Genomic DNA, 23,995 nt, shown 5'->3' with positions numbered 1-23,995 from the left:
TTATTATTATAGAATAAAACCGCTTACATTGGAGGCCTTAATATGTCCTACTCAATTGGCATAGATTATGGAACAGAGTCAGGAAGAGTATTAATCATAAATAACAATAATGGTGCCATTCAGGGGTCCAGCGTCATTCCATATTCCCACGGTGTCATTACTGAGGTATTACCTATAAAGGATAAAATAACATTACAATCTGATTATGCTTTACAGCACCCTGGCGATTATCTGGACGTTCTATATAAAGGAATTCCTCAAGCAATGGAGAGGGCCGGTATATCCAAAAGTAAATTGTCTGGAATTGGCGTTGATTTCACATCATCAACTATGGTAACGACAAATGCTGAATTAGAACCGCTTTCTTTTCATTCTGAGTATGTAAATCGACCTCATGCCTGGGTTAAACTCTGGAAACATCACGGTCCAACAGAAGAAGCAAAAGAATTATTAGACCGTGCGATTCAGGATAAACACGATTGGTTGCGAAGATACGGCTTTAACGTATCTCCTGAATGGCTTATACCAAAATGCCTAGAAACGATATATGAGGATGAACGTTTATACGATGAAGCTGATTTATTCTTGGAGGCCGGGGATTGGATTGTGAGCTGGCTAACGAATGACGTTGTCAGAAGCAATTGCTCTCTTGGGTTTAAAGCTTTTTGGAATGAAGCAGATGGTTTTCCGGAGGGCTTTTTAACCAGTATTCATCCTAAACTTGGAGAAATGCTTTATTCAAAGCTTAGAGGACGTATTGGAAAAATTGGCGAATGCGCTGGCGGTTTATCATTAAAAATAGCTGATGAATTGGGATTACCGCCTGGACTACCTGTTGGCGTTGCCATGATTGATGCTCACTCAGCCATTCTTGGGGTTGGGGCTTCGAAATCCAACCAACTTACAATGGTAATGGGAACATCAACTTGCCATATGATGCTTAATGATAAGGAAATTCAGGTTCCAGGAATTTCAGGAGTCGTTAAAGATGGCATTATCCCTGGCTTGTATGCATATGAAGCAGGCCAATCCGCTGTCGGGGATCTTTTTGGATGGTATACTCAACAAGTTCCTCAAACATTTCTCGACGAAGCCAAACAAATGCAAATGTCTGTGTTTGACCTTTTAGAAAAACGAGCAAGCAAAAAATCCCCAGGGGACTCGGGTTTAATTGCCCTTGATTGGCATAATGGTAACAGATCAGTGTTATCAGATGCTGATTTAACTGGATTACTTGTTGGTTTAACCTTTCATACAAAGCCTGAAGATATATTTCGCGCTTACCTGGAGGCCACGGCATTTGGGGCAAAAATCATTGTTGACAATTACCAAAATTGGGGACTTCATATTGACGAAATATTTGCTTGCGGTGGGCTTCCGCAAAAAAATGCTTTGCTGATGCAAATCTATGCTGATGTCTTGAATACTGATATTCATGTCTCATCCACTGACTATGCCCCAGCAATTGGGGCTGCGATATTGGGTGCAGTCGCTGCAGGGGACGAAGGAGGGGGTTATAACCATATTGAGGATGCTGTTCATAGCATGAAACAACCTTTTCAAAAAACCTATCACCCTATTAAAGAAAATGTACAAAAATATGAAAACCTGTACAATATGTATAAGCAACTACATGATTATTTCGGATATAAAAACAATAACTTTATGAAATACCTAAAATATCCCGATGAAAACCCTGTTATGAATTGAACAAATAGTAGACAAAAAAAGATTTAGTTTTAAAAGTTTACAGAGTTGAGTTCTAAATTAGATTGGCTCCCTTTAAGCAGACCTATAAAAATCAATATGCTTGAGGGGAGTATTTTCATGTGTCAAAAAGAAATGTACCTAGTAATAAAAAATTAGAGGTACAGGAATTTTATGTAAATTGGCTTCATTCCATCAAGCACATTTATCGTATGATAAAGGTCTGGGGCAGAAAGGAAACCTGCACGTAAATCAAATCGAGCCCACAGCAGTACATTGACAAAAACATCCTAAACCGCGAATCTACAGCGAACCATCCGAACGAAAAATGGCTGAATGGATGTAATGGAATGCCAATAAATGTAATTTCAATAATAATCTTGTGTGCAAGATGGAGTATAATCTGTGCGATGATTTTTATAAGAAAGTTTTCTTAGGTAAGCTATATCCCGGAAAGATAAAGCGAGTTAGTTTTTTGGTGTAAACTTAATCTATAGAATTTATAATTCTATTAAAACCTTGAGGAGTACATAGAAAGGGGGGGCTCGTAACATATTGGAAATCATACTATTGTTTAGCTTTATTGCGGTGTTGTCAGCAATTATTTTGGTGCATCGGCGGGAAAGAATCACCATTATCCCTTTGACCGTGATTTTTGTCTTTTCATTGATTGGCTGTTCAGCAGAAAATAGTGAATCAGAAGAACAAAAAGAAGAAATACAGACGGTCCAAACGGCGGATCAAGACACTGCAGTGACAGATAAAAGCAACGAAGATAGCGAAAGTTCAAATGGACAACAAAATAATAACCGGAAGAAAGAAACGAGGCAATCTAGTCAGGTAATCCCGGACCACGCCGAAAAGGCAACAGTTAATCGGGTGGTGGACGGCGATACGATAGAGATCAATTATAATGGCTCTATTGAGGATGTTAGGTTGCTTCTAGTTGATACACCTGAGACTGTTCATCCGTCAAAGCCGGTACAGCCGTTTGGTCCGGAAGCATCGAACTTTGCTAAAGAGAAATTGGAACAAGTCGAAACTGTTTATATTGAATTTGATGGGCCGAAACATGATCATTACGACAGGTTGCTCGGTTATATTTGGGATGACGGCAAGAATTTTAATAAGCAGCTACTAAGAAAGGGGTTGGCGCGATACGCCTATGTATATGATCCATCGTACACGCATCAGGAAGCACTCTAAAAAGCGGAGGATATCAGTTAGGAATTTGGAGTATGGAGGGTTATGTGACGTCGGACGGATACGCCTCCCAATCGGAGGGCTTAGGCGATACAGAAACAGAATCAGCTTCACCGTCAGGAAGCTCTTCCTCAGGATATGATCCGAACGGACCTGATAGGGACTGCAGCGACTTTGATACGCAAGCTGCAGCACAGAAGTTTTATAAAAAAACAGGTGGAGCTGAGCAAGATCCGCATCGTTTGGATGGGTCTGACGGGGACGGGAAAGTGTGTGAATCGTTACCGTAATCTTAAGAATGGTCATATGAATGTTCCACTTTTGGAATGTTTTTTACCAAACGATTGTAACTCTATTTACCATTTATCCAATGTATTTGCCAGCGAGTATCGTTAAGAAATCGGAATTTATAAAATTAAGGGCCTTCGAAGATAAAAAGCCTAATCCCTCCGTTTTTTAAGTGAGGAATTAGACTTATGATGTTCCGTAAATGCGCCTGTTAATTTATATTGTTTCACAATCTTATTCTACAACGGTGCAGGATTATTAATTTGTTCGTCAAAATTCAACTCTAAAAGTTGGCCTGCATAAACCAAACCGGATCCGAAACCGTGCATAAGAACTCTCTCTCCATTTTTAACTATTCCCCCACGGATTCCAAGGTCCAGAGCTAGTGGAATAGTTGCAGCCGAGGTATTTCCAAACTTGACCAAGCTATATAGTGTTTTTTTCATCGGGTATTCTAACTTTTCACAAATTGGTTCTATCATTCGCAAGTTAGCACTGTGGGGGATAAACCAATCAACATTTTCTAAACTTGTTTGCGTGTTTCCTAAAATTCGTTTAATACTATCAGGAATATTCCTTATAACCCATCGAAAAACCTCTCTGCCATTTTGAACAAGGTATTGAGTATCAATTAACTCGATTCCATTGATTTTTTTTGAAAGTCCAGTACGATATACGTGTTGCGCCCCTTTTCCATCACTTCCTAAATCGAATCCGATGAAATCTTTTGATTGTTCATCTTGTTCAACTAAAACTGCACCAGCCCCATCACCAAATAAAATGCAGGTACTTCTATCAGTATAGTCCGTGATTTTTGATAATGCATCCGCACCAATAACAAGTACCTTTTTGTGGAGTCCGGATGCAATATAAGTGTGGGCCGTATGCAATGCGTAAACAAACCCTGCACAGGCCGCACTTAAATCCACAGCCCCTGATTGTGATATATTTAATCGGTCTTGAATGATACTCGAGACTGATGGAAATGGAAAATCTGGTGTGCTTGTTGCCACAATAATCATATCAACATCTTCAATATTTTTATTATATCTGTGCATTAAATCCTTTACAGCAGATACACATAAATCGCTTGTAAATTCATCGGGACGGCTAATTCTGCGTTCTTGAATTCCAGTTCTTTGGACAATCCACTCATTATTTGTTTCAACCATTTGTTCAAGTTCAAAATTTGTTAGTTTTTTCTCTGGTACATAAGTTCCAATAGCTGTAACCCTTGCCCCTTTCATGTAATTCACCTCAAATTAAGAGTTAATATTATTACCTGGTACCAATTATAGCATATAAACACACTATTTTCACAAGACATTATTTCATTATTTGGCCCCGATTGAGCCACGAAAGGAAGTACATACCATTCAAAATTTACTATTAAGAAATCTGTTCCCCCTGAACTTTTTAAATCGGCATCAGACTCAGTTTGCTTACGTATCATATTAAATTTGTGCGCTCGATTGATTGATGAAAGTATAATGAATAGACCTCAATAAAAATCACCCACTTATTTCGTTCAAGTAGGTGATTTCTGCATCCTTATGAATAATTTATTTACGCATGGCTTCTATAAAATTAAGCGTGTTTAAACCGAACAATTTTAATGCCTTTTTTGAGCCATCCACGCCATGTCCGGCTTCAAGGTGTTTGAAAATGGCGCCGCCAAGAACAATATTGATCATCAGCGCACCGATTCTCGTAAATTTTTTCCCGGACTTGGATATTATTGATATAAATAGAAATATGGAACCTATCAATTCAAGAAGGCCTGCAAACTTCATTGCCTTTCTGGACAATTTAAAGCCTTCTTTAAATTGCGTTGCAGCCTGGTCATCATCTTGCACCTTTGGCAAACTGCTTTGAAAAAGGGTTTTTGCGACATAACCATTGGAAAAATGTTGTAGCAGCATGTCTATTCACTCCTGAGTCTATTGTGTATTTTCCAAACGTTTTCCACGTTTAATGGTAGTGATAAAAAACATTAACATCGTATATCATATCAAAATCATCTACAACATCCAAAGGTATTGCTTGTAAAGTTAACTCCTAAAATCAACGCCGGCTGCAAAGACTTATCAAATAGCATTCTCTCCTTTTTCCTTCAACTTGGATGTCATAATCAATAGTATTTAATGGCCTGAGAAGCCAAGAAAAGTCGTATATTATTCCATTCTTGCGCTCGTTAGCTTAACAAAGAATCTAATACAAATGGTATGATAATTAGCAATATAGCATTCAATCATGACGATTAGACTGATGTGGTTCGGTTTAGGGAGAATGATTGGAGGTTGTACAAAGAGGACCACCTATATGGGAATGATCATCTGCTAAACGATTTCTTCACGTTTATCGTTTTTTAGTTCAGTCACACCTCAGACGGCAAATGACTGAACGAGGTATTTTTCAATAAATTCAGCCAAACCATCCTGTTCATGATGACCGGTTGTAACATCTGCGGCCGCTTTCACTTCTTGGTCAGCATTCGCCATTGCGGCGCTGATTCCGGCATAACGCAGCATTTGGATATCGTTCGGGCCGTCACCGATGGCTGCTGTTTCTTCCGGATTAATGCCAAACGCTCTAATAAGCACTTGAATGGCAGCCCATTTAGAAACACCGGGGGCAACTATCTCAAACCCGTCTTTCCAGTCAATGACATCCGCTTCATCACTAAATAAATGTGACATATGCGAACCATGGCTACCTGTCCTGACACTGTATTTCAGCACGTTCCGGTAATCTACATGCCGCAAGTCGCCGATATACCTCGGCGGAACCTTACCTTCCCTGGTCCACTCATCAACCTCCTTGCACGTCTCGTTGCAATAGAGACCATCAGTTGTGTGCACAATGATATTGCACGGGATTTCATTCGTTACACGATGAAAATGCGCCTCATCCAGCACAACCGGATTCATCTGGACAACTCTTCCCGTGATTCCATCATGAATGGAGGCACCATTCAGGCAGATCATCGGTTCTTTCAAGCCAAGCAGACTATGGTAAGGTGCTGTGATCTCATATTGACGCCCTGTCGCCAGAAAAACTTTAACACCCTGATTTGTCAATCTGTTGATCGTTTCCGCATTACGTTGTGAAATCTCATTTGATGACGTCAGCAATGTTCCATCCATATCAATGAACAATGCACGTATATTCATTTTTTTTCCTCCTTCCTATTACACATCAACCATATCATCTAAATGTAAAGAGGGCATTAACTGTGTGTAATGACTTCATGAAGAATTGAGGGGGGGAGTGTGATATGAAAATGATATAAACCGTCGATGTTTGTAGTACGGATTGTGGTGCTAAATCTTTGGCAGGTGGTTCTTCCGACTGCAAAAATACACCCTGTATTTTTAGCATATTATCGGTAAATGAAAGCTAAAGCCATTGAGGATTTCCTGTACTCCGTCTCACAACCCCAGTATGATCAAAAGAGGTACTTCTCCTTTTCCAAAGACAACTTAGTGCATTTCTATATTTCCAATCGTAAAGGTTTTCGCCTTTGTTTTGCAGTATAGTGATAATCCGTCCAAATAACGATATTATAGGTGCTGGCAGAATGGGTTAGTCTTTAAATGCAGTTAAAGTTCTTAAAGGACCCCGTGTTTTCCATTAATGAGATGTGTGTCCAATTTATACTTAAACCACCCATCAGGGGGAAATTAAGAGCATAAAAAAGCAATTAGTAGCATTAATATAAAGGCCGCTTGTGAATTTTATACAATATCTATTTTGGCAATATTTGCCTGTACAAACCAATAAAACAAATTTTGTACAGTATAAATTTTATATTAAACTTATAAACTATGGAGTTCACAAAATAGAATTGAATTTCTACATAGTTATTTCAGTTCTAGACCTTATGTTAATAACGGCTTCTACGTGGGAGACAAGAAAGGAGGACTAATGTTAGGCACTAAACCTCATTGATGATCCATCAAAATTGAAAGACAAAAATCATAACGAGGACAACCGGCAATAATTCACACCGGGGGGAAGACAACGGAGAGTCAACAAGACCGAAAATTCAAACAGAAGGAGCCGTTGAACTCCAATCACAATGATTCTTGAACAAAAAAATAAGGTGCATCCAAACAACTGAAATCAAAGATCTATCATTATCAAAAGGATGGGAAAGGTCAGCATGAAAAAGCTTCCCAAGGGAATCACTACACTGTTTTTGATTCTTCCTGTGTGTATGGTAGGAGTTGTGATTGCAACACAGGCATCCGGTGAACGTAATCCGGAAATATTCGGTTACCAAACTAAGAAGGTCTTTTCCGTATCCATGGAACCCCAAGACAGGATTTGTGATTGGTATCAAGTCCGACAATGATTCATATGACTTCCAAAAAGGAGATGTTGTGACCTATCGAACTGAAATTAACACATTATAAAGAAAATGTTCCTTGTTTTAAAGTAATCTAAAAAAATTAAATTAAATTGGGAGGAAAGCAAATGAATAAAAAGATATTATTGACTTTATTGTCTACATTCTTTTTCGTTATAATGATGTCTCCAGAGATAATGGCATCACAATCGTCAGAAGGTTTCCGGCCCACTATTAACCCAGGACAGCCAGCACCAGGTTTCGATCCCGATGACCCTTACGGAATGTATATAAAGGCCGATACTGAGCACTACTGGAAAGGCCGCTATTCTAATGGCCGGGTCTTCTCTGAGTATATTGCGAACGAATTGGCTGGTGATTATGATAATTTGGTTAATTATGCTGTTGGCGGTGCTTTTACTGGTGTTTTGACAGGCACTAAGGGCACAATAGATGCACGTTCCAACTGGTCCCCTTGGTTGAAAGGGTGGGGCGGTGTACAACAAACCGAAAGATTTCTCCTGGATGTGGACGGGCAAGCCGATCCCAAAGCCCTCTATATTATCAGTGTTGGCGGAAATGATTCTTATGCCGTCGAAAAACTAGGGGCTAAACGTACAGCCGAACTTTCTAGTGACGCTGCCCTTAAGATGGTCCAGAATCTTGTGGGAGCCGGCGCCAAATATATCTTGCTTCCGAACCGTTTTGTGGACAAGCGTACTAATTTGACAAGTTTTCGTGACATGCAAAATCAAATGGTTGTCCAGAAAATTGAAGATTATCTTGCCTTGGACACCACCCCCGACGATGTAGAGGTTATCTACGGGCACGATCAGCGTTTGCATGCCAATATTGAGAAACAAGGCTTTAAAAAGTTTGGATATAAAAGTATGGGCTTTTATATGATTTCCGACTGGGTTCCAGCTTATGGTTACGGCTTAACCTCTAAAGACAACAGTGACATTTACCCTTCCAATGACGCGGAAGACATATATGGTGGTTATTCCAATTATTCAACCGACAGCAAATATTATCAGCCCGAAACTGCTGATTGGGAACCTAATGATCTCTACACCTATGATGAATACCATCTGAGCAACAGAAGCCAAAAACACTTGGCTACGTATCTCCTGAATTCTGACATTAAAACAAATGATGGGATTTTCAAAAAGGTTTATAACGGTAAAGAGAGCGATTTTGCTAAAGCGATTGAAAATGGTACCATTCCTTCAAAATATACTAAAGTCTACACTTTCGGTGAAAGCAGCATTGATAGTGGACGGGCGTTAGAAGTTACCACTAATCTGGTGAAAAAGCGAGATAATGGTGAAAAGATGCCGACGAAAATAAGTGAGTTGAAAACCCGTACAAAATCACTTGTACGAAAAGGCGAAATTGAGGACGAGCAAAGTATTCATGCCCTTAACTCACATTTGATAGTGTTAAAGCATTATAGGAGTGTGGGAAAATCACAAAAGGTAGTTAAACATTTAAAAAGCTTTAAAGCCTTGTTAGAACATCAGACTCATAATAATCAAATTTCAAAAAAGGCATATCTAGTCCTCAAATCCAAAGCTGATGTACTTTTATCAAACTTCAATCAGAATGCCATACTGACTCGTAGTCAGAACGCTATGCAAACAGAGAGCGAAGGTGCCGAAGATGATGAAAATGAAGTTGATGAGGGTGAAGACACCGAGGACGATGAAAATGTTGATCCTTCGACAGTAAACATCAGTAAGAAAGAAGCTAAAGAAGCCGCTTTACAAAAGACAAGCGGAAAGATTGTTGAAACAGAATTGGAGAAAGAAGACGGAACTGCTGCATACGAAATAAACATCAAAACAAAAAACGGTACGTTTTATGATGTCACCGTCAATGCAGAAACCGGAAAAGTTACCGATACCGAAAAAGAGGATGCCTGAGACACAAAAAATAATGGTTAGGTAATTTTAACAAAAGGTTGCAGGCAGATCATTATCCTCCTGCAACCTTTTCACTATAGCCCAGTCTAAAAACCGGCAACACGTAATATCACATTGCACTCCGCTTGAACAAGTGGCCCTATAAGATATTGGCGCGATCTCTTATTAGCGAATCGCGCCCGGTAAATGAATAAAGTTATTGTACTTTTTCTGAAAAAGGTGATAAACATTTAGTGTAAGGTTTTTCCTAATTGCCTCGCTTTTGTATAAAAGGGAATCTGGAAATTAAGTGAACATCTGGCATGATTTGTAAGATTTCTAGTTTAAACCTTAGCTAGCGTAACGTGATTTCAAAAGGTTCATCTCCTAATATTACTGTAAGTATTAAAGGTTTATTTGTTTTAGAAACAGGCTTAGGTACCTGAAAATAAACATGGATCTTCCCTTCTGTTAATGCATCTATGTTTGAGGGGCCTAATTTTGTGCCATTTTCTTCTTCAGCCGAACTAATATTTTGAAACTCATGTTCTCCATCGTAAAGTAAAGAAAAATTAATCTCACCTAATTTATTTCCAAAAGAAAATGAATTCTTGGTGTCATTTTTAATTTTTCCTGTTAAATGGAGATAAGTTTGCGAATCACTCGTTGTTTCACGGTACGCCTCGTCATTTTCCGGACTAGCATTCGATGGTCCGAATTTTTTTGTGAATTCAGCTTTTGTAAGTGTCATGACTACTGAACCATCCTTATATTTAAACACTTTGTTTTTGTTTAACAAATTGCCAGAAGTTTGAGGATCACTCTTCTTATCAGATGATGCTGTATATACGTCTTCTTCAGTTTCTTTTTTATCTTTATCCTCTACTTGATTATTGTCATCCGATGTTTTGCTTTTAGGTTTTTCAGTGCTTGTGGTTGAATTCTCGACAGAGTTTGATTTAGAGTTACTATCTTTTGATGATTTAGAAGGATTTTCTTCATTTCCACAAGCCACCAAAGATATTACTATGAGAATTGAAGCGAATAACCAAATAACATTGTTTTTTCTCATATCCTTTTCACCCTCCACTATAAAATTTGTAGTTTAATATTAATAAATAATATTACCATTTTTCAGCCCGTTTGAATACCAGTGACTAGTATTTAATAAAATGGCCCGTTCGTATTGCAGAAGACTGGTAATATTTAAAATCAGTTAACTCACCTAAAACTTAAATATATTCATACAATATTATATAATTACCATTATTATTATGTAAAAGATTATTTGTTCTCAATACACCTTGACCATAGTCATTTAATTCGATACCATGAGTATATAGTATTTTAGTTCTTGTGTTACTCGTTTCGAGTAAAAGTCGTTACCCCTTCATTATGATGGAGGAGATTCGGCACAATGTCTTTTGGTTCGGATAATCCTATTTTTATCTAGGAAAGGCTGAACATCGGCATTTATTTCTCTGCCATAAAATTATGCACGAAAAAGTGTATCATCTCAAGGTTGTAAAAACAGTATTGCATGTAGCAATGCTTTTTTCATGCTAATAAAAAAGTCGATTGATCCCTTAGCGGATTAGTCGGCTTTTTTTATTATATAAAATTTTTACAAGGGAGGTATGAAACATGTCACAGGCATGGTTCAAAAAACAGCAAAAGGTCTTCATCGCTTATGCTGATGAAACAAATGAGAATCAGTTTTTGGTTCGGAAAGGGAAACAGTATTTTCATTTATCCAGCCAAAAAGAGGTCAGGAAAATAAGTTTAAAAGAGGCTTATCGCATTTTTCTTATGATCTCCTCCAGGGAAGTAGTATTCCGTGGGATTGGTTCTTTTGAAAATATGCAGAAGGGAAGTGCTGTACAATGAGCAACGCAGTCAAACTGCAACATGGCCTGCAGTCACACGATGAAGCAGTTCAACTGGCTAATGAAATTAACCGAACGGAAGCTGCCTTGAAGCAGATGAAGGATGAGCTAAAAGCCTACGTCAAAGAACAGGGCGGCGTGGATACCGGTGAAGAAGTCTGGGATTATTTTGAGTCCGTCTCATGGCAGTTTGACAGTAGTAGTTTAAAACAGGTTGCAAGGGAAATGGCGATGGAAGGAATCGATCCTTGGTCGATGTTGTCGATAACAAAGACAAACATCAATAAATTAGGCTGGGATGAACAACGTCTTTCCCAATTAGGCACAAAAAAAGTGACGCAAAGATTTACGTCACGTAAAAATTAAAAAATTAACTTAAAGGTAGTATAACTAAAAATAAGCCTTCCATCAAGGCATAACAATCAGATGGCATGCAAGACAGGTGCCATCTGGTTCCTGTCTTGTATGGAAAGGAGATAAACATGACTGTTATTCAAAAGGCTCGAGAGGCCGTAGCTCAATACGATTCCATTGGAAATCATGCGATTCTTCATACAAGCGATATGCTGTCTGTCGTCCTGGGGCCGTTCGCCAATAAAGAAACGGTGCAGGGCCTTAGCGAATATACGCTGCCGGAATTGGCTGACATGTCTGTCGAAGAGATGGAAGCAGAGGGGGTAACGCGTAATCAGGCATTAACACTTCATGCAGCTTTGCTACTGGGTAAACGTTATTCGCAAAGTAAAGCAGCCTCAAAAATGATTATTCGTTCACCTGAGGATGCAGCTGATTTTCTGATGGAAGAAATGCGGCAGTTAAAACAAGAGTGTTTTGTTGGGTTATTCTTGAATACGAAAAATGAGGTTATTCGTAAAAAGACGCTATTTGTCGGTAGTCTCAACAGTTCGATTGTTCATCCAAGGGAATTGTACCGGGAAGCAGTTAAATGTTCGGCTGCATCTGTCATTGTTGCACATAACCACCCAAGTGGGTCACCAGATCCGTCACAGGAAGATGTGCATATTACACGCAGACTGGCTGATTCCGGTAAAACCATTGGCATTGAACTATTAGACCATGTGGTAATTGGGGACCGGCAGTTTGTAAGCCTGAAAGAAAAAGGATTTATGTAAAAAAGTGATAAGAGTTATAAAAGGCATTCTGAATTTCAATTCGGAATGTCTTTTATTTGAAATCAAAAGGAGTTGCTAAAATGCGTGAAACAAAAGTGATGTGTGAAAGCTGTGGCAGTTATCTCTCGTTAGATAATGCGCTGTTCGATGAACATGTGGAAGTCTTTTTCTGTCAGGATGATTGTTTGTATGAATGGGCGGATGATCATTTTGAAGAGATTGTTGAACAGTACAAATCATTCCGTGTTTATGCAGGTTAAAAAGGTTAGAAGGGAAGGGATTATTTCATGATAAAAGAATGTTTTGTGGTTTTGACACCAAGTGTAGAAGAATATATCCAGCAGGGAGTGTTGGATGTTACAGATATAGAGCATATGGTGAAAACAGCAGCAACATTTGCAAAGGAAAGCTATTTTATCGCTTTCCATTCAAATAAGACTACCACATCTGTAACAGATGGAAACGGCAATGTTTTGGATGAAATATCATTAAACATCCCGGAAAATATATGGTTCATTTTTGATGAATCCGATGATTCTATTATCTGTACTGGGTTATTACCACATGAATATTAAAGAGACTTAAATTCCGTCTGACCATAGGGCGGAATTTTTCCGTCAAAAAGGGTACAGATGGTGCTATAGCTTAATGGCCAGCAATAAAAACAAGAAAAGGGAGCAATGATACGATGGATAATCTTCAAAAGTTACAACAAATGCAGCAAGCATTAAATGTAAAATATATGGAACGGGAAAAACAGATCGAAGGCATGCTGATTGCTTTATTAGCCAAAGAGCATATGCTTATGGTCGGCCCTCCCGGAACAGCTAAAAGTGCACTGTCGGAAGAACTATCCACCATGATAGACGGGTCAACCTATTTCCAGTGGTTATTGACTAAGTACACGACTCCGGATGAAGTATTTGGGGGTGTGATGCTGAAGGATATGGAAGAAGGTATTTATAAACATAATACTTATTCCAAAATGCCGGAAGCACACCTAGTCTTTCTCGATGAGATCTTTAAAGGCAGTTCGGAGATTCTAAATGCTTTATTAAAAGCTATTAATGAAAGAACCTTTGAAAATGGGAATGAACAGATAACGATGCCATTAATGACGCTTGTCGGTGCTTCGAATGAGTATCCAGAGGACGATGAAGGATTAGAGGCTTTGTTTGATCGTTTCTTAATACGTTTTGATGTAGGTACGATTAAAGACCGTAGCAACTTCCTGCACATGCTCAAAGGAAACGAACAGCCAGTCACCATGCCAACAATCACGTTAGAAGAGCTTGAAAGTCTGCAATTTCTACGGGAAATGATAGAAATTCCTCACGAGATTCATGAAAAAATAGCCGATATCTGGGTGGAATTGAGCGATGAAGGCATTCATCCGTCGGATCGTCGTTTTCGAAAAGCTCATGCTGTGTTACAGGCAAAGGCTTTAATCGAACAACGTCAGGTGGTTGCGCCGGAAGATCTGCTGTTTTTACAACATGTCTTGTGGGAACATATTGAACAGCGTGATACTGTAATCACTGTGATTCGTCGAAATGCACAGGATGAAGTGGCCATGATGCAGGAATCTATTGAACAGGAAGCAAATGAGATTATGCAGGGGTTAAACGATAATGACTCTACTGATTATGTGCTGGAAGCTAATCGCAAATTAAAAACATTAATGAAAGAAGTGCAGGAACTACAGCAAAGAAATCCTGAGCGCCAGCAAGTGTTGGAGGCCATGGAAACTAAATTGAAACAGCATGCAGAACAGCTTACCAATTCTATATTGGAACCGGTGGAGGAACAGACATTATAAAATAAACGCACGCAAAGTCAGAGCTGTGAGTCCTGGCTTTTCTTGTATATAAGAAAGGATGAAAAAACATGTTACCGAAAACAATAGATACAGCCGAGTCAGTCATTAACAAAGACCAGTTTGATAAAAGACGTTTCGCAAAGCTTTATCAACAGTCACAAGGGTTGCAAAACTTGAATCAAGAGAAGGCATTCCCAACCTATGAAGTATTGCTGGGGGATATTTGGGCTGGTTTGTATAAAACCTCACCAGAGTTAAAACCAATTGAAGATGTTGCGAAAACGTATCAAACAAATCATGCTTTCATGGAGCGCATCATGCGTGATGAAAGATTTGAATCCTATCGGGAGTATACAATGCTTGATGATCTTGCTTCTGCAATTGCTACGGTCCAATTTGGAAAACAAACGCAGGCCTGGCTGGAAAAGCAACGTACACAGGATAAGGCGTTAGACAAGCATATGCAGAAAGTAAATGCCATGCAACGTCAGCTTGAAAAACAAGAAAGGGACGATGGAGCGGACAAGGTTAATCAACAACTTCATGCAGATGCACAGCAAAAAACAGAGGAGCTGCAGGCCCATGTTACAGATGCACTTCAACAAGATAGTCATGGATTCAGTCAAGGAATGGAAAAGGCTATGCAAGATACCCAAAACACAAAAGCGGCAGTAAAAGCTCTTGTTGGTGGCACAAAAGCCGGTAGTGGTGATGCAGAACTTCGAAGCATGCCGTTACGCGATCAACTTACTTTAGCTGACCTTATCCAGAAAGACGAATCGATTCAAAAGATTGCTGCATGGGCTGGACAGTTGAAACAGATTGCCCATAAAAAACAGAAAAACAAATACAATAGTCCAACCAGCCGCGGCGGTGTTACCCTTGGTAACAATCCAGAGAGACTTCTGCCGTCAGAGTTAGCTTTATATCAAAATGAAGTAACAAAAGGGGAATTCTTACGCCGGTTCGCTAAACGAAAAATACGTCAGCATGATACGAAGGGCAAAAAAGCATTAGGAAAAGGCCCGATTGTATTGTGTTTAGATCAGTCCGGCAGTATGAAGAATTTGGATAACCAGGCAAAAGGTTTTGCATTGGCTCTAATGAGTATCGCCAAAAAACAGAAGCGGGATTTTGCATTTATTCCCTTTTCCAGTCACGCAGAACGATACATTTATAAAAAAGGAAACATGTCGTCACAGGATATGGTAAATCTATGTCAAAGTTTTCTAGGCGGTGGTACGAACTTTCAAGGTGCTTTGCAGAAAGCAACAGAGGCGATGCAAAAGAGTGCCTTGAAAGATGCTGATATTGTTTTTGTGTCGGATGGGGAAGACAACCTTTCCGATCAGTTTCTCCAACAGTTTCATCAGCATAAAAAGAGGGAGCATTTTAACGTACTATCCTTATTAATTGGGGCAAATAGTGAAACGGTAAAGCTTTTTTCCGATAAAATCGTGAAGGTTCAGGATTTTACAGATGAAGGAAGTTTTACTGCATTTGAAATATAAATGAGCGGGAAGACTCTAGAAGGTAATACTCTAGGGTCTTTTTTGTACTTCAATAGAAATAAAATAAGATAGGAACTCCCCATAAAATAGTTATTTTTGTTACAATGATAGAAGGTGTAATAAGGCTTTCATGGGTGGTGGCTCACTCCCCTGGAAAGGGGGTGATGCCTTATGACAGTATTCCAAACACTTTTACTAATGATTGCATTTGCAACGTTGGTGGTGTCGATAATGTCAAACACAAAAAAATAACCACCCTATAAGCCTGGTAAGCAACTAGGTGGTTATCCTTGTTGTGAGCCGCCCCCTTGAAGGGCTGTTGCACTCGACCGTTTGGTGTTGGCGCACCATTCGGTCTTTTTTAGTATATGATTATCTAATATTATTATACCTCAATTTGCTATGTTTTCAAACACTTAGAGTTACTGATGGTGTTAAAATAAATAATCGGATGATTATTTATTGGTATTTTGCTGCAACCAAGCATCGAATTCCTTAATGTTTTGAATTTCTTCTTCTGTTAGGTGTTGTTGAACATCCTCAATAACTTCTTTTTCTGATATTTCTTTATCGTTTTCTTGCTCTTCTTGAGAAACATGATCATTATTTGTTGTCAGCTTCTGATGGAGGTAATACTCTTCGAATTCTAGCCATTCTTCCCAGTCAGTCCAAATTTTATCACGTTTTTTCTGTTCCAATTGCGCTCGTGTTTGAAACGGGATGATTTTTGTCACAGTCTCATTCCTTTGCCTCTAAAATATTACTTTCTTGTATAGAACACAATAACAAATTGTATGTGGTTCTTTCCATTTTAGCGGAATACTAATATGATTGTTTCACAATCCAATAAGTACAATGTAAATTCCCCCCACAACTATATCACTTTTTGTGGAAAAAAAGAGAACCCTTGTTTAAAAAAGAGGATTCTTAGTTAATTTTGCCGAATATTAGAGTAATAAGGATTTACATTTATGGGTAGAAAACTTAATAAATATAAAGGGGATGAGCCTGTGACAAGACTGTGTTGTGCCGAATGCGGTAATGTTGTTGAATATTATGAGGAAGTCTGTTTGGATGTCTTGAATTCAGTGATGCATAAAGATTGCTATGCATTGCAATATGCGTTGAAGGATTTCGGAACGTTTAGATATATCGTGGATAAATATGATTTTTTTGAAACTCTGAGATAATACTTTCAATAAGCTGGATTAAAAAGTAATTAGGGAAATTGTAGGTGACAATAGGGTTCCACAATTGGTCAATGAATATAAAAAAATAAAACCAGAGTACGTATAAGGGATCTTCTTGTAAGGTCTCTTTTGTTTTTATTATATAAAATGTTTGGGGCCATTGTCTAATGCCTTGTTTTCACATTCAAATAGACATTAGATTGTTTTTATTGACATCCAATTTGTAAAGACATAAACTACCAAACAAATAATCAAATAATCATTAGAATGAAGGTGAATCAAATGAATGAAGATATAGTGAAAACAGGTTCTCCCGATACATGTGATACATTTTGTTACGATGAAGAGATCGTTAATCGGGTACAACCTCAAATGGAGAAAGTTCAGGGTGTTGAATTGATTTTCAAGGCACTATCCGATGCCACACGTTTAAAAATTGCCTACGCTCTAACATTAGAAACGGAGCTATGCGTGTGTGATGTCGCCAACATCATTGGTTCAACCACGGCAACGGCTTCCCATCATCTACGTTTATTACGAAATATGAAATTGGCTAAGTACCGAAAAGAAGGTAAGCTCGTCTTTTATTCTCTGGCTGATGAACATGTACATCAGTTAGTGTCTATCGCGATGATTCATTCAAAAGAAGGTGTTTCTAATGGAAGATAATAAAAACGTTTATCGTCTTCAAGGATTGTCCTGCACAAATTGCGCCGCCAAATTTGAAAAAAACATACGTGATATTCAAACCGTTAATAATGTCGATCTTAACTTTGGTGCATCTAAAATAACAGTCTACGGTGATGCCTCTATTGAACAGTTAGAACAGGCAGGAGCCTTTGACGGAATCAAAGTTTATCCTGAACGCCAACGACAAACGGAGAAAAAAGAACCTTTTTGGAAGAACCGTGAAAATGTTATGGCGATGGTTTCTTTATTCTTCATCGGGATTGGGTATGTCCTATCATTTCAATTAGGTGAAGATAACGTTTTAACGATTGGTACATTTGCGACAGCAATTTTAATTGGTGGCTTTGAATTATTCAAAGTAGGGGTGAATAACCTAACCAAGTTCCAATTTGATATGAAAACTCTAATGACCGTTGCCATTATCGGTGCTGCTGTTATTGGGGAATGGGGGGAAGGTGCCGTAGTTGTTTTCTTATTTGCTTTGAGTGAAGCACTGGAAGGCTACTCTATGGATAAGGCACGCCAGTCCATTCAATCTCTCATGGATATTGCGCCCAATAGAGCTACCATTAGACGTGGCGATGAAATTATAGAAATGGACGTTGAAGATGTTCGAATCAATGATGTTATGATCATCAAACCGGGTCAAAAAATCGCCATGGATGGTGAAGTCGTTAATGGGCAGTCATCGATCAATCAATCAGCGATAACAGGAGAATCCATACCAGCCCATAAAAACGTCGGAGATGAAGTATTTGCCGGAACTTTAAATGAAGAAGGTGTATTGGAAGTTCGTGTGACTAAACACGCAGAAGATACGACAATATCCCAAATCATTCATTTAGTTGAGGAAGCGCAAGCTGAAAGGGCACCATCCCAGCAATTCGTCGACAAATTTGCCAAATACTACACGCCCGCCATTATGGGAATCGCTTTTTTTGTAGCCGTCATCCCTCCTCTTTTCATGGGTGGATTATGGTCTGAGTGGGTTTACCAGGGTTTAGCCGTCTTAGTCGTCGGTTGTCCATGTGCGCTTGTTATTTCAACGCCTGTTGCCATTGTGACAGCCATTGGAAATGCTGCGCGTAAGGGAGTACTCATCAAAGGTGGGATTCATTTAGAGGAAACCGGTCGTTTAAAAGTCGTGGCCTTTGATAAGACGGGAACCCTAACTGAAGGGGTACCTGAAGTGACAGATGTGGTGCCTACATCAGGAATGGAACAGGATAAGTTATTAGGTATTGCAGCTGCTATTGAAGAATATTCGCAACATCCCCTTGCTTCAGCAATTATTCGTAAGGCTGAACAGGATAATACGGAATCCTATAATGCTGAAGATTTCCAATCTATTACAGGGAAAGGTGCAAAAGCATTAATCAAGCAGATAACGTACTACATTGGAAGTCCATCTTTATTCCATGAACTGGGCTCTGTTTCAAACAAAATACACCAACAAATTAAAGACCTGCAAACACAGGGTAAAACCGTCATGCTGGTTGGGAACGAGCAAGAAATAAACGGATTAATAGCCGTGGCTGACCAAGTTCGTAAGGGTAGTCCGTCCATCCTTCAAAAATTGCACAAATTAGGTGTTAAAAAGACAGTGATGTTAACAGGAGATAATGAAGGTACAGGAAAGGCCATAGGTCAACAGTTAGGGATAAGCGAAGTCAAAGCTGAACTCTTGCCTCAAGAAAAACTTGATGCAATTAAATCTCTTCGGGAGCAACATGGGAATGTAGCCATGGTTGGAGACGGTGTGAATGATGCTCCTGCCTTAGCAACGGCGACGGTTGGTGTCGCTATGGGAGGAGCTGGAACTGATACAGCCTTGGAAACAGCTGATATTGCCTTAATGGCTGACGATTTAGATAAGCTTCCTTACACCATATCCCTAAGTCGGAAAGCTTTAAATGTGATTAAACAAAATGTGATCTTTGCCCTTGGATTAAAAGTTATAGCTTTGCTATTAGTTATACCAGGTTGGTTGACGCTTTGGTTGGCTATATTCGCTGACATGGGGGCCACATTAATTGTCATTTTAAACTCCTTACGATTAATGAAGTCAAAATATAGTGATTAAATAAACCCCCTTTCCCTTTTTCGAAAGGGGGTTTATTAATAATGTTATTGCAACTTCGTAAACCCGAATAAATCGTTTTTTTGAGTGGAACGTAAGGAAAGTAAAGGAGGAACGAACATGAAACTGAACAGCCCTAGGTTTGGAGCATGGTTTAGCACATTTGCCTATCTAATAGTTGCTTCCATTAAAATTATAATTGCTTTACAAACTACCTCTGTGGCGTTATTAGCAGACGGTTTAAATAACCTTACCGATATTGTTACTTCTGTAGCACTTATTATTGGGTTATACATAGCCAAGAAAAAGCGTGATGATAATCACCCTTATGGACATTTACGGGCTGAAAACGTTGCTTCTCTATTAGCCTCATTTGTTATTGCTATGATCGGCTTTCAGATTTTAATGGATACAATTCGTTCCATTATTAATAATGATTATGCTACTCCCGATCCTTTAGCTACTTGGCTTGCTTTTGGAAGTGGGGCTTTCATGTTTATTGTTTATTATATAAATAGGAAGATTGCATCCAATACCGATAGTCAAGGTCTAAAGGCCATTGCAAAGGACAATTTTTCTGATGCCTTAGTAAGTATTGGCACAGGAATTGGAATACTAGGAGCACAGTTTGACCTTCCTTGGTTGGATCCACTCACAGGTGTCGTAATTGGTCTTGTAATCCTATGGGCAGCATGGGAGATTTTTGAAGAGACTTCATTAATTTTAACGGATGGCATAAATCCGGATGAAATAAAAAAATACAAGAAAACAATTTCAGCTATTGATGAAGTCAAAAATATCAAAGATTTAAAGGCAAGGACCTCAGGTAGTCAAGTTATGATAGATGTAATCATAACACTACACCCAAACCTTACAGTTAAAGAGGTTGACGATATTGTTATCAAAATAAAAAAATTAGTGGAAGAAAAACATAATGGTGTTGTCACATCTGTAGAAACGCAAATGGCAGATACCTTCAAGTTCTGAATTTTTGTTTAACAATCGTAGGGCTTTCCTCAAGAAAAGGTGATATGTATATCAGGATAAAATATAATGGAAATTTTAGTGGGGGGAGAAACTTAAGTGAATAACTCCTGGAATAAAGTGATATATAAACTCTGGTCTCCGATATATGATAAGTTTTTTAATTCGGGTCCTTTCTCGAATGTCAGAAAAGAAGTGCTTAAAAGCCTATCAACAAAAGAGAGTAAGAAAATTCTAATTGTTGGGGTGGGGACTGGATTAGATTTAGAATATATAGATGGCTCTAAATTTGAGATAACTGCTATTGACCTTTCCCCACATATGCTAAGAGAGGCGGAGAATAAATTTTCTGGTACTTCCATTACCTTCTTAGAAATGGATGCACAGAACTTGAAATTTGACGATGATACGTTTGATTATGTAGTTGGAAGTTTAATCCTCTCGGTGGTACCGAATGCTAATCAATGTTTTAAGGAAATGATACGGGTTTTAAAAAGGAATGGACAACTTCTTATATTTGATAAATTTGTACCTAAAAATAAAAGCCTAACGTTCATTCAGAAGCTAATTAGACCAATTATTGCTTTATTAGGAACAGATATAGGATTAAATTTTGATAGGATGATTCAAAGTTGCAATGAAGGTTTAGAAGTAAAAGAAGATGTTCCTGTGATGTTGAAGGGGATGTATAGAAAGATTATTATTAAAAAGTTGGCGTAGGCTATTCAGATAACGGAGCTTTTATATAACAACGGGATCGTCAATCGACGGTACTTTTTAACCCTATAGGGGAAGGATACTTGAAGAAGAAAAACTGTATAATATATTTGACCGTGTACCATGGTACACGGTTTATTATTTTTCCAGGGGTGAATTATGTGAGTTATTTCATTAGTGCATTTGCAGAAAAATGTGGCGTGAATAAAGAGACGATTAGATACTACGAAAAGAAGAAATTATTACAGGAACCTTCTCGAACAAATGCTGGTTATCGGATATATTCAGATAATGATGTTAGGCGTGTAGGTTTTACTAAGCGGATTCAAGAGCTTGGTTTTTCATTAAATGAAATTTATAAGCTACTTGGGGTTGTAGATAGGGATGAAGTTCGCTGTGAAAATATGTTTGAATTTGTTTCAAAAAAAGAAAATGAAGTCCAAAAACAAATAGAAGATTTAAAGCGAATTGAAGTCATGTTAAAAGATGTAAAACATCGGTGTCCAGATGAAAAACAATTACACGCTTGTCCAATAATTGAAACACTTACTGAGGAATAATAAAAGCAATAAGAAAAACTAATATAGGAAAAGGAGCATAAGTAAATGAACAAATTTAAGATAAGCATTCAAGGAATGACTTGTACAGGTTGTGAAGAGCATGTAGCAGTAGCGCTTGAAAATATAGGCGCTAAAAATATTGAAGCCAGTTTTCGTCGCGGTGAAGCAGTATTTGAGTTACCCGAGGATATTGGGGTTGAAACTGCAAAAAAGGCAATTAATGAAGCAAAATATCATCCTGGGGAAATGGAAGAATTAACATCATCACGAGAAAATGTGATGGCAGATAATGATAGCGATTATGACTTACTTATCATTGGTTCTGGGGGTGCTGCTTTTTCGGCTGCAATCAAAGCGATTGGACACGGGGCAAAAGTAGCGATGATTGAGCGTGGAACCGTTGGAGGAACATGCGTAAACACTGGTTGTGTGCCATCAAAAACACTTCTTAGAGCTGGGGAAATCAATCATTTAGCAAAAGTGAATCCATTTACAGGGTTACAAACTTATTCTGGGGAAGTGGAATTAGCATCCCTAATCAAGCAAAAGAATGAACTAGTGAGTGAGCTTCGCAATCAAAAGTATGTTGATCTAATTGATGAATATGGTTTTGATTTAATTGAAGGTGAAGCGAAATTTATTGATAAAAATACAGTTGATGTCAATGGGGAGAAACTTTCTGCAAAACGTTTTTTAATTGCAACGGGTGCTTCTCCTTCTTCACCACCGATTTCAGGACTTGAAGAAGTGAATTATCTAACAAGTACAACTCTACTTGAATTAAAAAAGGTACCAAAACGCTTAACAGTAATTGGTTCAGGGTACATCGGAATGGAACTTGGACAACTTTTTCATAACCTAGGTTCAGAAGTTACACTGATGCAAAGAAGTGAGCGTCTTTTAAAAGAATATGACCCTGAAATATCTGAAACAGTAGAAAAAGCTTTTGTTGGAAAAGGAATAAACCTTGTAAAAGGAGCAACTTTTGAGCGTGTAGAACAAGATGGAGAGTTAAAAAGGGTTTATGCAACAGTAGATGGGAAGCAAAAGGTTATTGAAAGTGAAGAGCTCCTTGTTGCAACAGGAAGAAAGCCGAATACCGAATCTTTAAATTTAAGTGCTGCGGGGGTTGAAGTTGGATCTCACAAAGAAATAAAGATCGATGACTATGCTCAAACAAGTAATGAAAAAATTTATGCAGCAGGAGATGTAACATTAGGATCACAGTTTGTGTATGTAGCAGCTTACGAAGGTGGAATTATCGCTGATAATGCTATTGGTGGCTTAAAACGAAAATTAGATTTGTCCGTTGTACCGGGTGTTACATTCACAAATCCTTCGATTGCAACGGTTGGGTTAACGAAAGAACAGGCGGAACAAAAAGGGTACGAAGTAAAAAAATCTGTATTACCTTTAGATGCTGTTCCAAGAGCGATTGTAAACCATGAAAAGACAGGTGTATTTAAATTAGTAGCAGATGCGGAAACATTAAAGGTATTAGGTGTTCATGTAGTGGCCGAAAATGCTGGAGATGTTATTTATGCGGCTACGCTAGCAGTTAAATTTAGTTTAACTGTGGAAGATTTGCATGAGAGTCTTGCACCATATTTAACAATGGCAGAAGGGTTAAAATTGGCTGCCCTTACGTTTGATAAAGATGTTTCAAAGTTATCCTGTTGTGCTGGCTGGTTAAACATCGTAGGTTAGAAAATTTTAATGAATGCATTTGTAAAGTTGGTGGTGTTGTCAAACACAAAAAAATAACCACCCTGTAAGCCTGGTAAGCAACTAGGTGGTTATTCTCCTTGTTGTGAGCCGCGCCCCTTGAAGGGCTGTTGCACTCGACCGTTTGGTGTTGGCACACCGTTCGGTCATTTTTAGTACAGGAAAGGGGACTATCTTTAAAATCAAATACGATATAAATGATAGTAGTAGTAATTCCAATTATCAATACTAAAGCAATTAGCGATTC

Annotated in this window: 23 protein-coding genes; 18 read left to right on the top strand and 5 right to left on the bottom strand. The window is 38.5% G+C overall.

Going from position 1 to position 23,995, the window contains the following annotated elements:
* Nucleotides 1-42 precede the first annotated feature (42 nt).
* From ACFSUO_RS05600 to ACFSUO_RS05590, 3 genes are all read left to right on the top strand, one after another.
* The gene (locus ACFSUO_RS05600) at nt 43-1,710 is read left to right on the top strand and encodes a ribulokinase (RefSeq protein WP_382391914.1); all 1,668 of its coding nucleotides are present in this window, start codon (nt 43-45) and stop codon (nt 1,708-1,710) included.
* 552 nt (nt 1,711-2,262) lie between these two features.
* The gene (locus tag ACFSUO_RS05595; protein WP_382391912.1) at nt 2,263-2,913 is read left to right on the top strand and encodes a thermonuclease family protein; all 651 of its coding nucleotides are present in this window, start codon (nt 2,263-2,265) and stop codon (nt 2,911-2,913) included.
* Nucleotides 2,914-2,945: 32 nt separating this feature from the next.
* Complete coding sequence (locus tag ACFSUO_RS05590) at nt 2,946-3,200, top strand: hypothetical protein (RefSeq protein WP_382391910.1); 255 nt, start codon at nt 2,946-2,948, stop codon at nt 3,198-3,200.
* A gap of 237 nt (nt 3,201-3,437) precedes the next feature.
* Here the strand turns inward: ACFSUO_RS05590 and ACFSUO_RS05585 are convergent, their stop codons facing one another.
* From ACFSUO_RS05585 to ACFSUO_RS05575, 3 genes are all read right to left on the bottom strand, one after another.
* A complete protein-coding gene (locus ACFSUO_RS05585; protein ID WP_382391908.1) occupies nt 3,438-4,445 on the bottom strand; it encodes a ketoacyl-ACP synthase III in 1,008 nt (335 codons plus the stop codon).
* Between the two features lie 315 nt (nt 4,446-4,760).
* A complete protein-coding gene (locus ACFSUO_RS05580) occupies nt 4,761-5,120 on the bottom strand; it encodes a hypothetical protein (RefSeq protein ID WP_382391906.1) in 360 nt (119 codons plus the stop codon).
* 462 nt (nt 5,121-5,582) lie between these two features.
* Entirely contained in the window at nt 5,583-6,371 is a 789-nt protein-coding gene (locus ACFSUO_RS05575) for an HAD family hydrolase (RefSeq protein WP_382391904.1), read from the bottom strand.
* A 1,306-nt stretch (nt 6,372-7,677) separates the two neighbouring features.
* Between ACFSUO_RS05575 and ACFSUO_RS05570 the strand changes: the two genes are divergently transcribed.
* Nucleotides 7,678-9,474 carry a PepSY domain-containing protein gene (locus ACFSUO_RS05570; RefSeq protein WP_382391902.1) on the top strand — a complete coding sequence of 599 codons (1,797 nt, stop codon included), beginning with the start codon at nt 7,678-7,680 and terminating at the stop codon, nt 9,472-9,474.
* Between the two features lie 334 nt (nt 9,475-9,808).
* On the opposite strand, the gene ACFSUO_RS05565 is transcribed toward ACFSUO_RS05570, so the two are convergent.
* The gene (locus ACFSUO_RS05565; protein ID WP_382391900.1) at nt 9,809-10,525 is read right to left on the bottom strand and encodes a hypothetical protein; all 717 of its coding nucleotides are present in this window, start codon (nt 10,523-10,525) and stop codon (nt 9,809-9,811) included.
* Nucleotides 10,526-11,097: 572 nt separating this feature from the next.
* On the opposite strand from ACFSUO_RS05565, the gene ACFSUO_RS05560 reads away from it, so the two are divergent.
* From ACFSUO_RS05560 to ACFSUO_RS05525, 8 genes are all read left to right on the top strand, one after another.
* Complete coding sequence (locus ACFSUO_RS05560; protein WP_382391898.1) at nt 11,098-11,340, top strand: hypothetical protein; 243 nt, start codon at nt 11,098-11,100, stop codon at nt 11,338-11,340.
* The gene (locus ACFSUO_RS05555) at nt 11,337-11,705 is read left to right on the top strand and encodes a hypothetical protein (RefSeq protein ID WP_382391896.1); all 369 of its coding nucleotides are present in this window, start codon (nt 11,337-11,339) and stop codon (nt 11,703-11,705) included. Before ACFSUO_RS05560 ends, ACFSUO_RS05555 begins: the two co-directional genes overlap by 4 nt.
* Before the next feature lie 116 nt (nt 11,706-11,821).
* Entirely contained in the window at nt 11,822-12,472 is a 651-nt protein-coding gene (gene radC, locus ACFSUO_RS05550) for a RadC family protein (RefSeq protein WP_382391894.1), read from the top strand.
* Between the two features lie 80 nt (nt 12,473-12,552).
* Nucleotides 12,553-12,732, top strand: a complete 180-nt coding sequence (locus ACFSUO_RS05545) for a hypothetical protein (RefSeq protein ID WP_382391892.1) — start codon at nt 12,553-12,555, stop codon at nt 12,730-12,732.
* Between the two features lie 27 nt (nt 12,733-12,759).
* Nucleotides 12,760-13,047 carry a hypothetical protein gene (locus ACFSUO_RS05540; protein ID WP_382391890.1) on the top strand — a complete coding sequence of 96 codons (288 nt, stop codon included), beginning with the start codon at nt 12,760-12,762 and terminating at the stop codon, nt 13,045-13,047.
* Between the two features lie 113 nt (nt 13,048-13,160).
* Nucleotides 13,161-14,291: an AAA family ATPase gene (locus ACFSUO_RS05535; protein WP_382391888.1), complete on the top strand. Its 1,131-nt coding sequence runs from the start codon at nt 13,161-13,163 to the stop codon at nt 14,289-14,291.
* Nucleotides 14,292-14,359: 68 nt separating this feature from the next.
* Nucleotides 14,360-15,802, top strand: coding sequence for a vWA domain-containing protein (locus ACFSUO_RS05530; RefSeq protein ID WP_382391886.1), 1,443 nt, complete (start codon nt 14,360-14,362; stop codon nt 15,800-15,802).
* A gap of 171 nt (nt 15,803-15,973) precedes the next feature.
* Nucleotides 15,974-16,054: a putative holin-like toxin gene (locus ACFSUO_RS05525; RefSeq protein WP_382392256.1), complete on the top strand. Its 81-nt coding sequence runs from the start codon at nt 15,974-15,976 to the stop codon at nt 16,052-16,054.
* A 203-nt stretch (nt 16,055-16,257) separates the two neighbouring features.
* On the opposite strand, the gene ACFSUO_RS05520 is transcribed toward ACFSUO_RS05525, so the two are convergent.
* Entirely contained in the window at nt 16,258-16,536 is a 279-nt protein-coding gene (locus ACFSUO_RS05520; RefSeq protein WP_382391884.1) for a hypothetical protein, read from the bottom strand.
* Between the two features lie 738 nt (nt 16,537-17,274).
* Between ACFSUO_RS05520 and ACFSUO_RS05515 the strand changes: the two genes are divergently transcribed.
* From ACFSUO_RS05515 to merA, 6 genes are all read left to right on the top strand, one after another.
* Nucleotides 17,275-17,661 (top strand): ArsR/SmtB family transcription factor, encoded by a 387-nt coding sequence (locus ACFSUO_RS05515; protein ID WP_382391882.1) that lies wholly within the window; start codon nt 17,275-17,277, stop codon nt 17,659-17,661.
* The gene (locus tag ACFSUO_RS05510; RefSeq protein ID WP_382391880.1) at nt 17,651-19,765 is read left to right on the top strand and encodes a heavy metal translocating P-type ATPase; all 2,115 of its coding nucleotides are present in this window, start codon (nt 17,651-17,653) and stop codon (nt 19,763-19,765) included. The genes ACFSUO_RS05515 and ACFSUO_RS05510 overlap by 11 nt, the downstream gene beginning before the upstream one ends.
* A 117-nt stretch (nt 19,766-19,882) precedes the next feature.
* Nucleotides 19,883-20,749, top strand: a complete 867-nt coding sequence (locus ACFSUO_RS05505; protein ID WP_382391878.1) for a cation diffusion facilitator family transporter — start codon at nt 19,883-19,885, stop codon at nt 20,747-20,749.
* A gap of 96 nt (nt 20,750-20,845) precedes the next feature.
* Entirely contained in the window at nt 20,846-21,466 is a 621-nt protein-coding gene (locus ACFSUO_RS05500) for a class I SAM-dependent methyltransferase (protein ID WP_382391876.1), read from the top strand.
* A gap of 158 nt (nt 21,467-21,624) precedes the next feature.
* Nucleotides 21,625-22,023: an Hg(II)-responsive transcriptional regulator gene (merR, locus tag ACFSUO_RS05495; RefSeq protein WP_382391874.1), complete on the top strand. Its 399-nt coding sequence runs from the start codon at nt 21,625-21,627 to the stop codon at nt 22,021-22,023.
* Between the two features lie 45 nt (nt 22,024-22,068).
* Complete coding sequence (gene merA, locus ACFSUO_RS05490; RefSeq protein WP_382391872.1) at nt 22,069-23,730, top strand: mercury(II) reductase; 1,662 nt, start codon at nt 22,069-22,071, stop codon at nt 23,728-23,730.
* Nucleotides 23,731-23,995 lie beyond the last annotated feature (265 nt).

The organism is Lentibacillus juripiscarius (genome assembly GCF_042685205.1).
Classification (GTDB): domain Bacteria; phylum Bacillota; class Bacilli; order Bacillales; family Amphibacillaceae; genus Lentibacillus; species Lentibacillus juripiscarius.
This window is presented reverse-complemented; position numbering and strand designations above follow the sequence as displayed.

What these genes read in the sequence shown, in the direction of transcription:
- ACFSUO_RS05530 (WP_382391886.1), top strand. Translation starts at nt 14,360, where the DNA reads ATGTTACCGAAAACAATAGATACAGCCGAGTCAGTCATTAACAAAGAC.
- merA (WP_382391872.1), top strand. Translation starts at nt 22,069, where the DNA reads ATGAACAAATTTAAGATAAGCATTCAAGGAATGACTTGTACAGGTTGT.
- ACFSUO_RS05540 (WP_382391890.1), top strand. Translation starts at nt 12,760, where the DNA reads ATGATAAAAGAATGTTTTGTGGTTTTGACACCAAGTGTAGAAGAATAT.
- ACFSUO_RS05560 (WP_382391898.1), top strand. Translation starts at nt 11,098, where the DNA reads ATGTCACAGGCATGGTTCAAAAAACAGCAAAAGGTCTTCATCGCTTAT.
- ACFSUO_RS05555 (WP_382391896.1), top strand. Translation starts at nt 11,337, where the DNA reads ATGAGCAACGCAGTCAAACTGCAACATGGCCTGCAGTCACACGATGAA.
- ACFSUO_RS05575 (WP_382391904.1), bottom strand. Translation starts at nt 6,371, where the DNA reads ATGAATATACGTGCATTGTTCATTGATATGGATGGAACATTGCTGACG.
- ACFSUO_RS05585 (WP_382391908.1), bottom strand. Translation starts at nt 4,445, where the DNA reads ATGAAAGGGGCAAGGGTTACAGCTATTGGAACTTATGTACCAGAGAAA.
- ACFSUO_RS05525 (WP_382392256.1), top strand. Translation starts at nt 15,974, where the DNA reads ATGACAGTATTCCAAACACTTTTACTAATGATTGCATTTGCAACGTTG.
- ACFSUO_RS05505 (WP_382391878.1), top strand. Translation starts at nt 19,883, where the DNA reads ATGAAACTGAACAGCCCTAGGTTTGGAGCATGGTTTAGCACATTTGCC.
- ACFSUO_RS05590 (WP_382391910.1), top strand. Translation starts at nt 2,946, where the DNA reads ATGGAGGGTTATGTGACGTCGGACGGATACGCCTCCCAATCGGAGGGC.
- ACFSUO_RS05600 (WP_382391914.1), top strand. Translation starts at nt 43, where the DNA reads ATGTCCTACTCAATTGGCATAGATTATGGAACAGAGTCAGGAAGAGTA.
- ACFSUO_RS05510 (WP_382391880.1), top strand. Translation starts at nt 17,651, where the DNA reads ATGGAAGATAATAAAAACGTTTATCGTCTTCAAGGATTGTCCTGCACA.
- ACFSUO_RS05535 (WP_382391888.1), top strand. Translation starts at nt 13,161, where the DNA reads ATGGATAATCTTCAAAAGTTACAACAAATGCAGCAAGCATTAAATGTA.
- radC (WP_382391894.1), top strand. Translation starts at nt 11,822, where the DNA reads ATGACTGTTATTCAAAAGGCTCGAGAGGCCGTAGCTCAATACGATTCC.
- ACFSUO_RS05515 (WP_382391882.1), top strand. Translation starts at nt 17,275, where the DNA reads ATGAATGAAGATATAGTGAAAACAGGTTCTCCCGATACATGTGATACA.
- ACFSUO_RS05545 (WP_382391892.1), top strand. Translation starts at nt 12,553, where the DNA reads ATGCGTGAAACAAAAGTGATGTGTGAAAGCTGTGGCAGTTATCTCTCG.
- ACFSUO_RS05565 (WP_382391900.1), bottom strand. Translation starts at nt 10,525, where the DNA reads ATGAGAAAAAACAATGTTATTTGGTTATTCGCTTCAATTCTCATAGTA.
- ACFSUO_RS05570 (WP_382391902.1), top strand. Translation starts at nt 7,678, where the DNA reads ATGAATAAAAAGATATTATTGACTTTATTGTCTACATTCTTTTTCGTT.
- ACFSUO_RS05580 (WP_382391906.1), bottom strand. Translation starts at nt 5,120, where the DNA reads ATGCTGCTACAACATTTTTCCAATGGTTATGTCGCAAAAACCCTTTTT.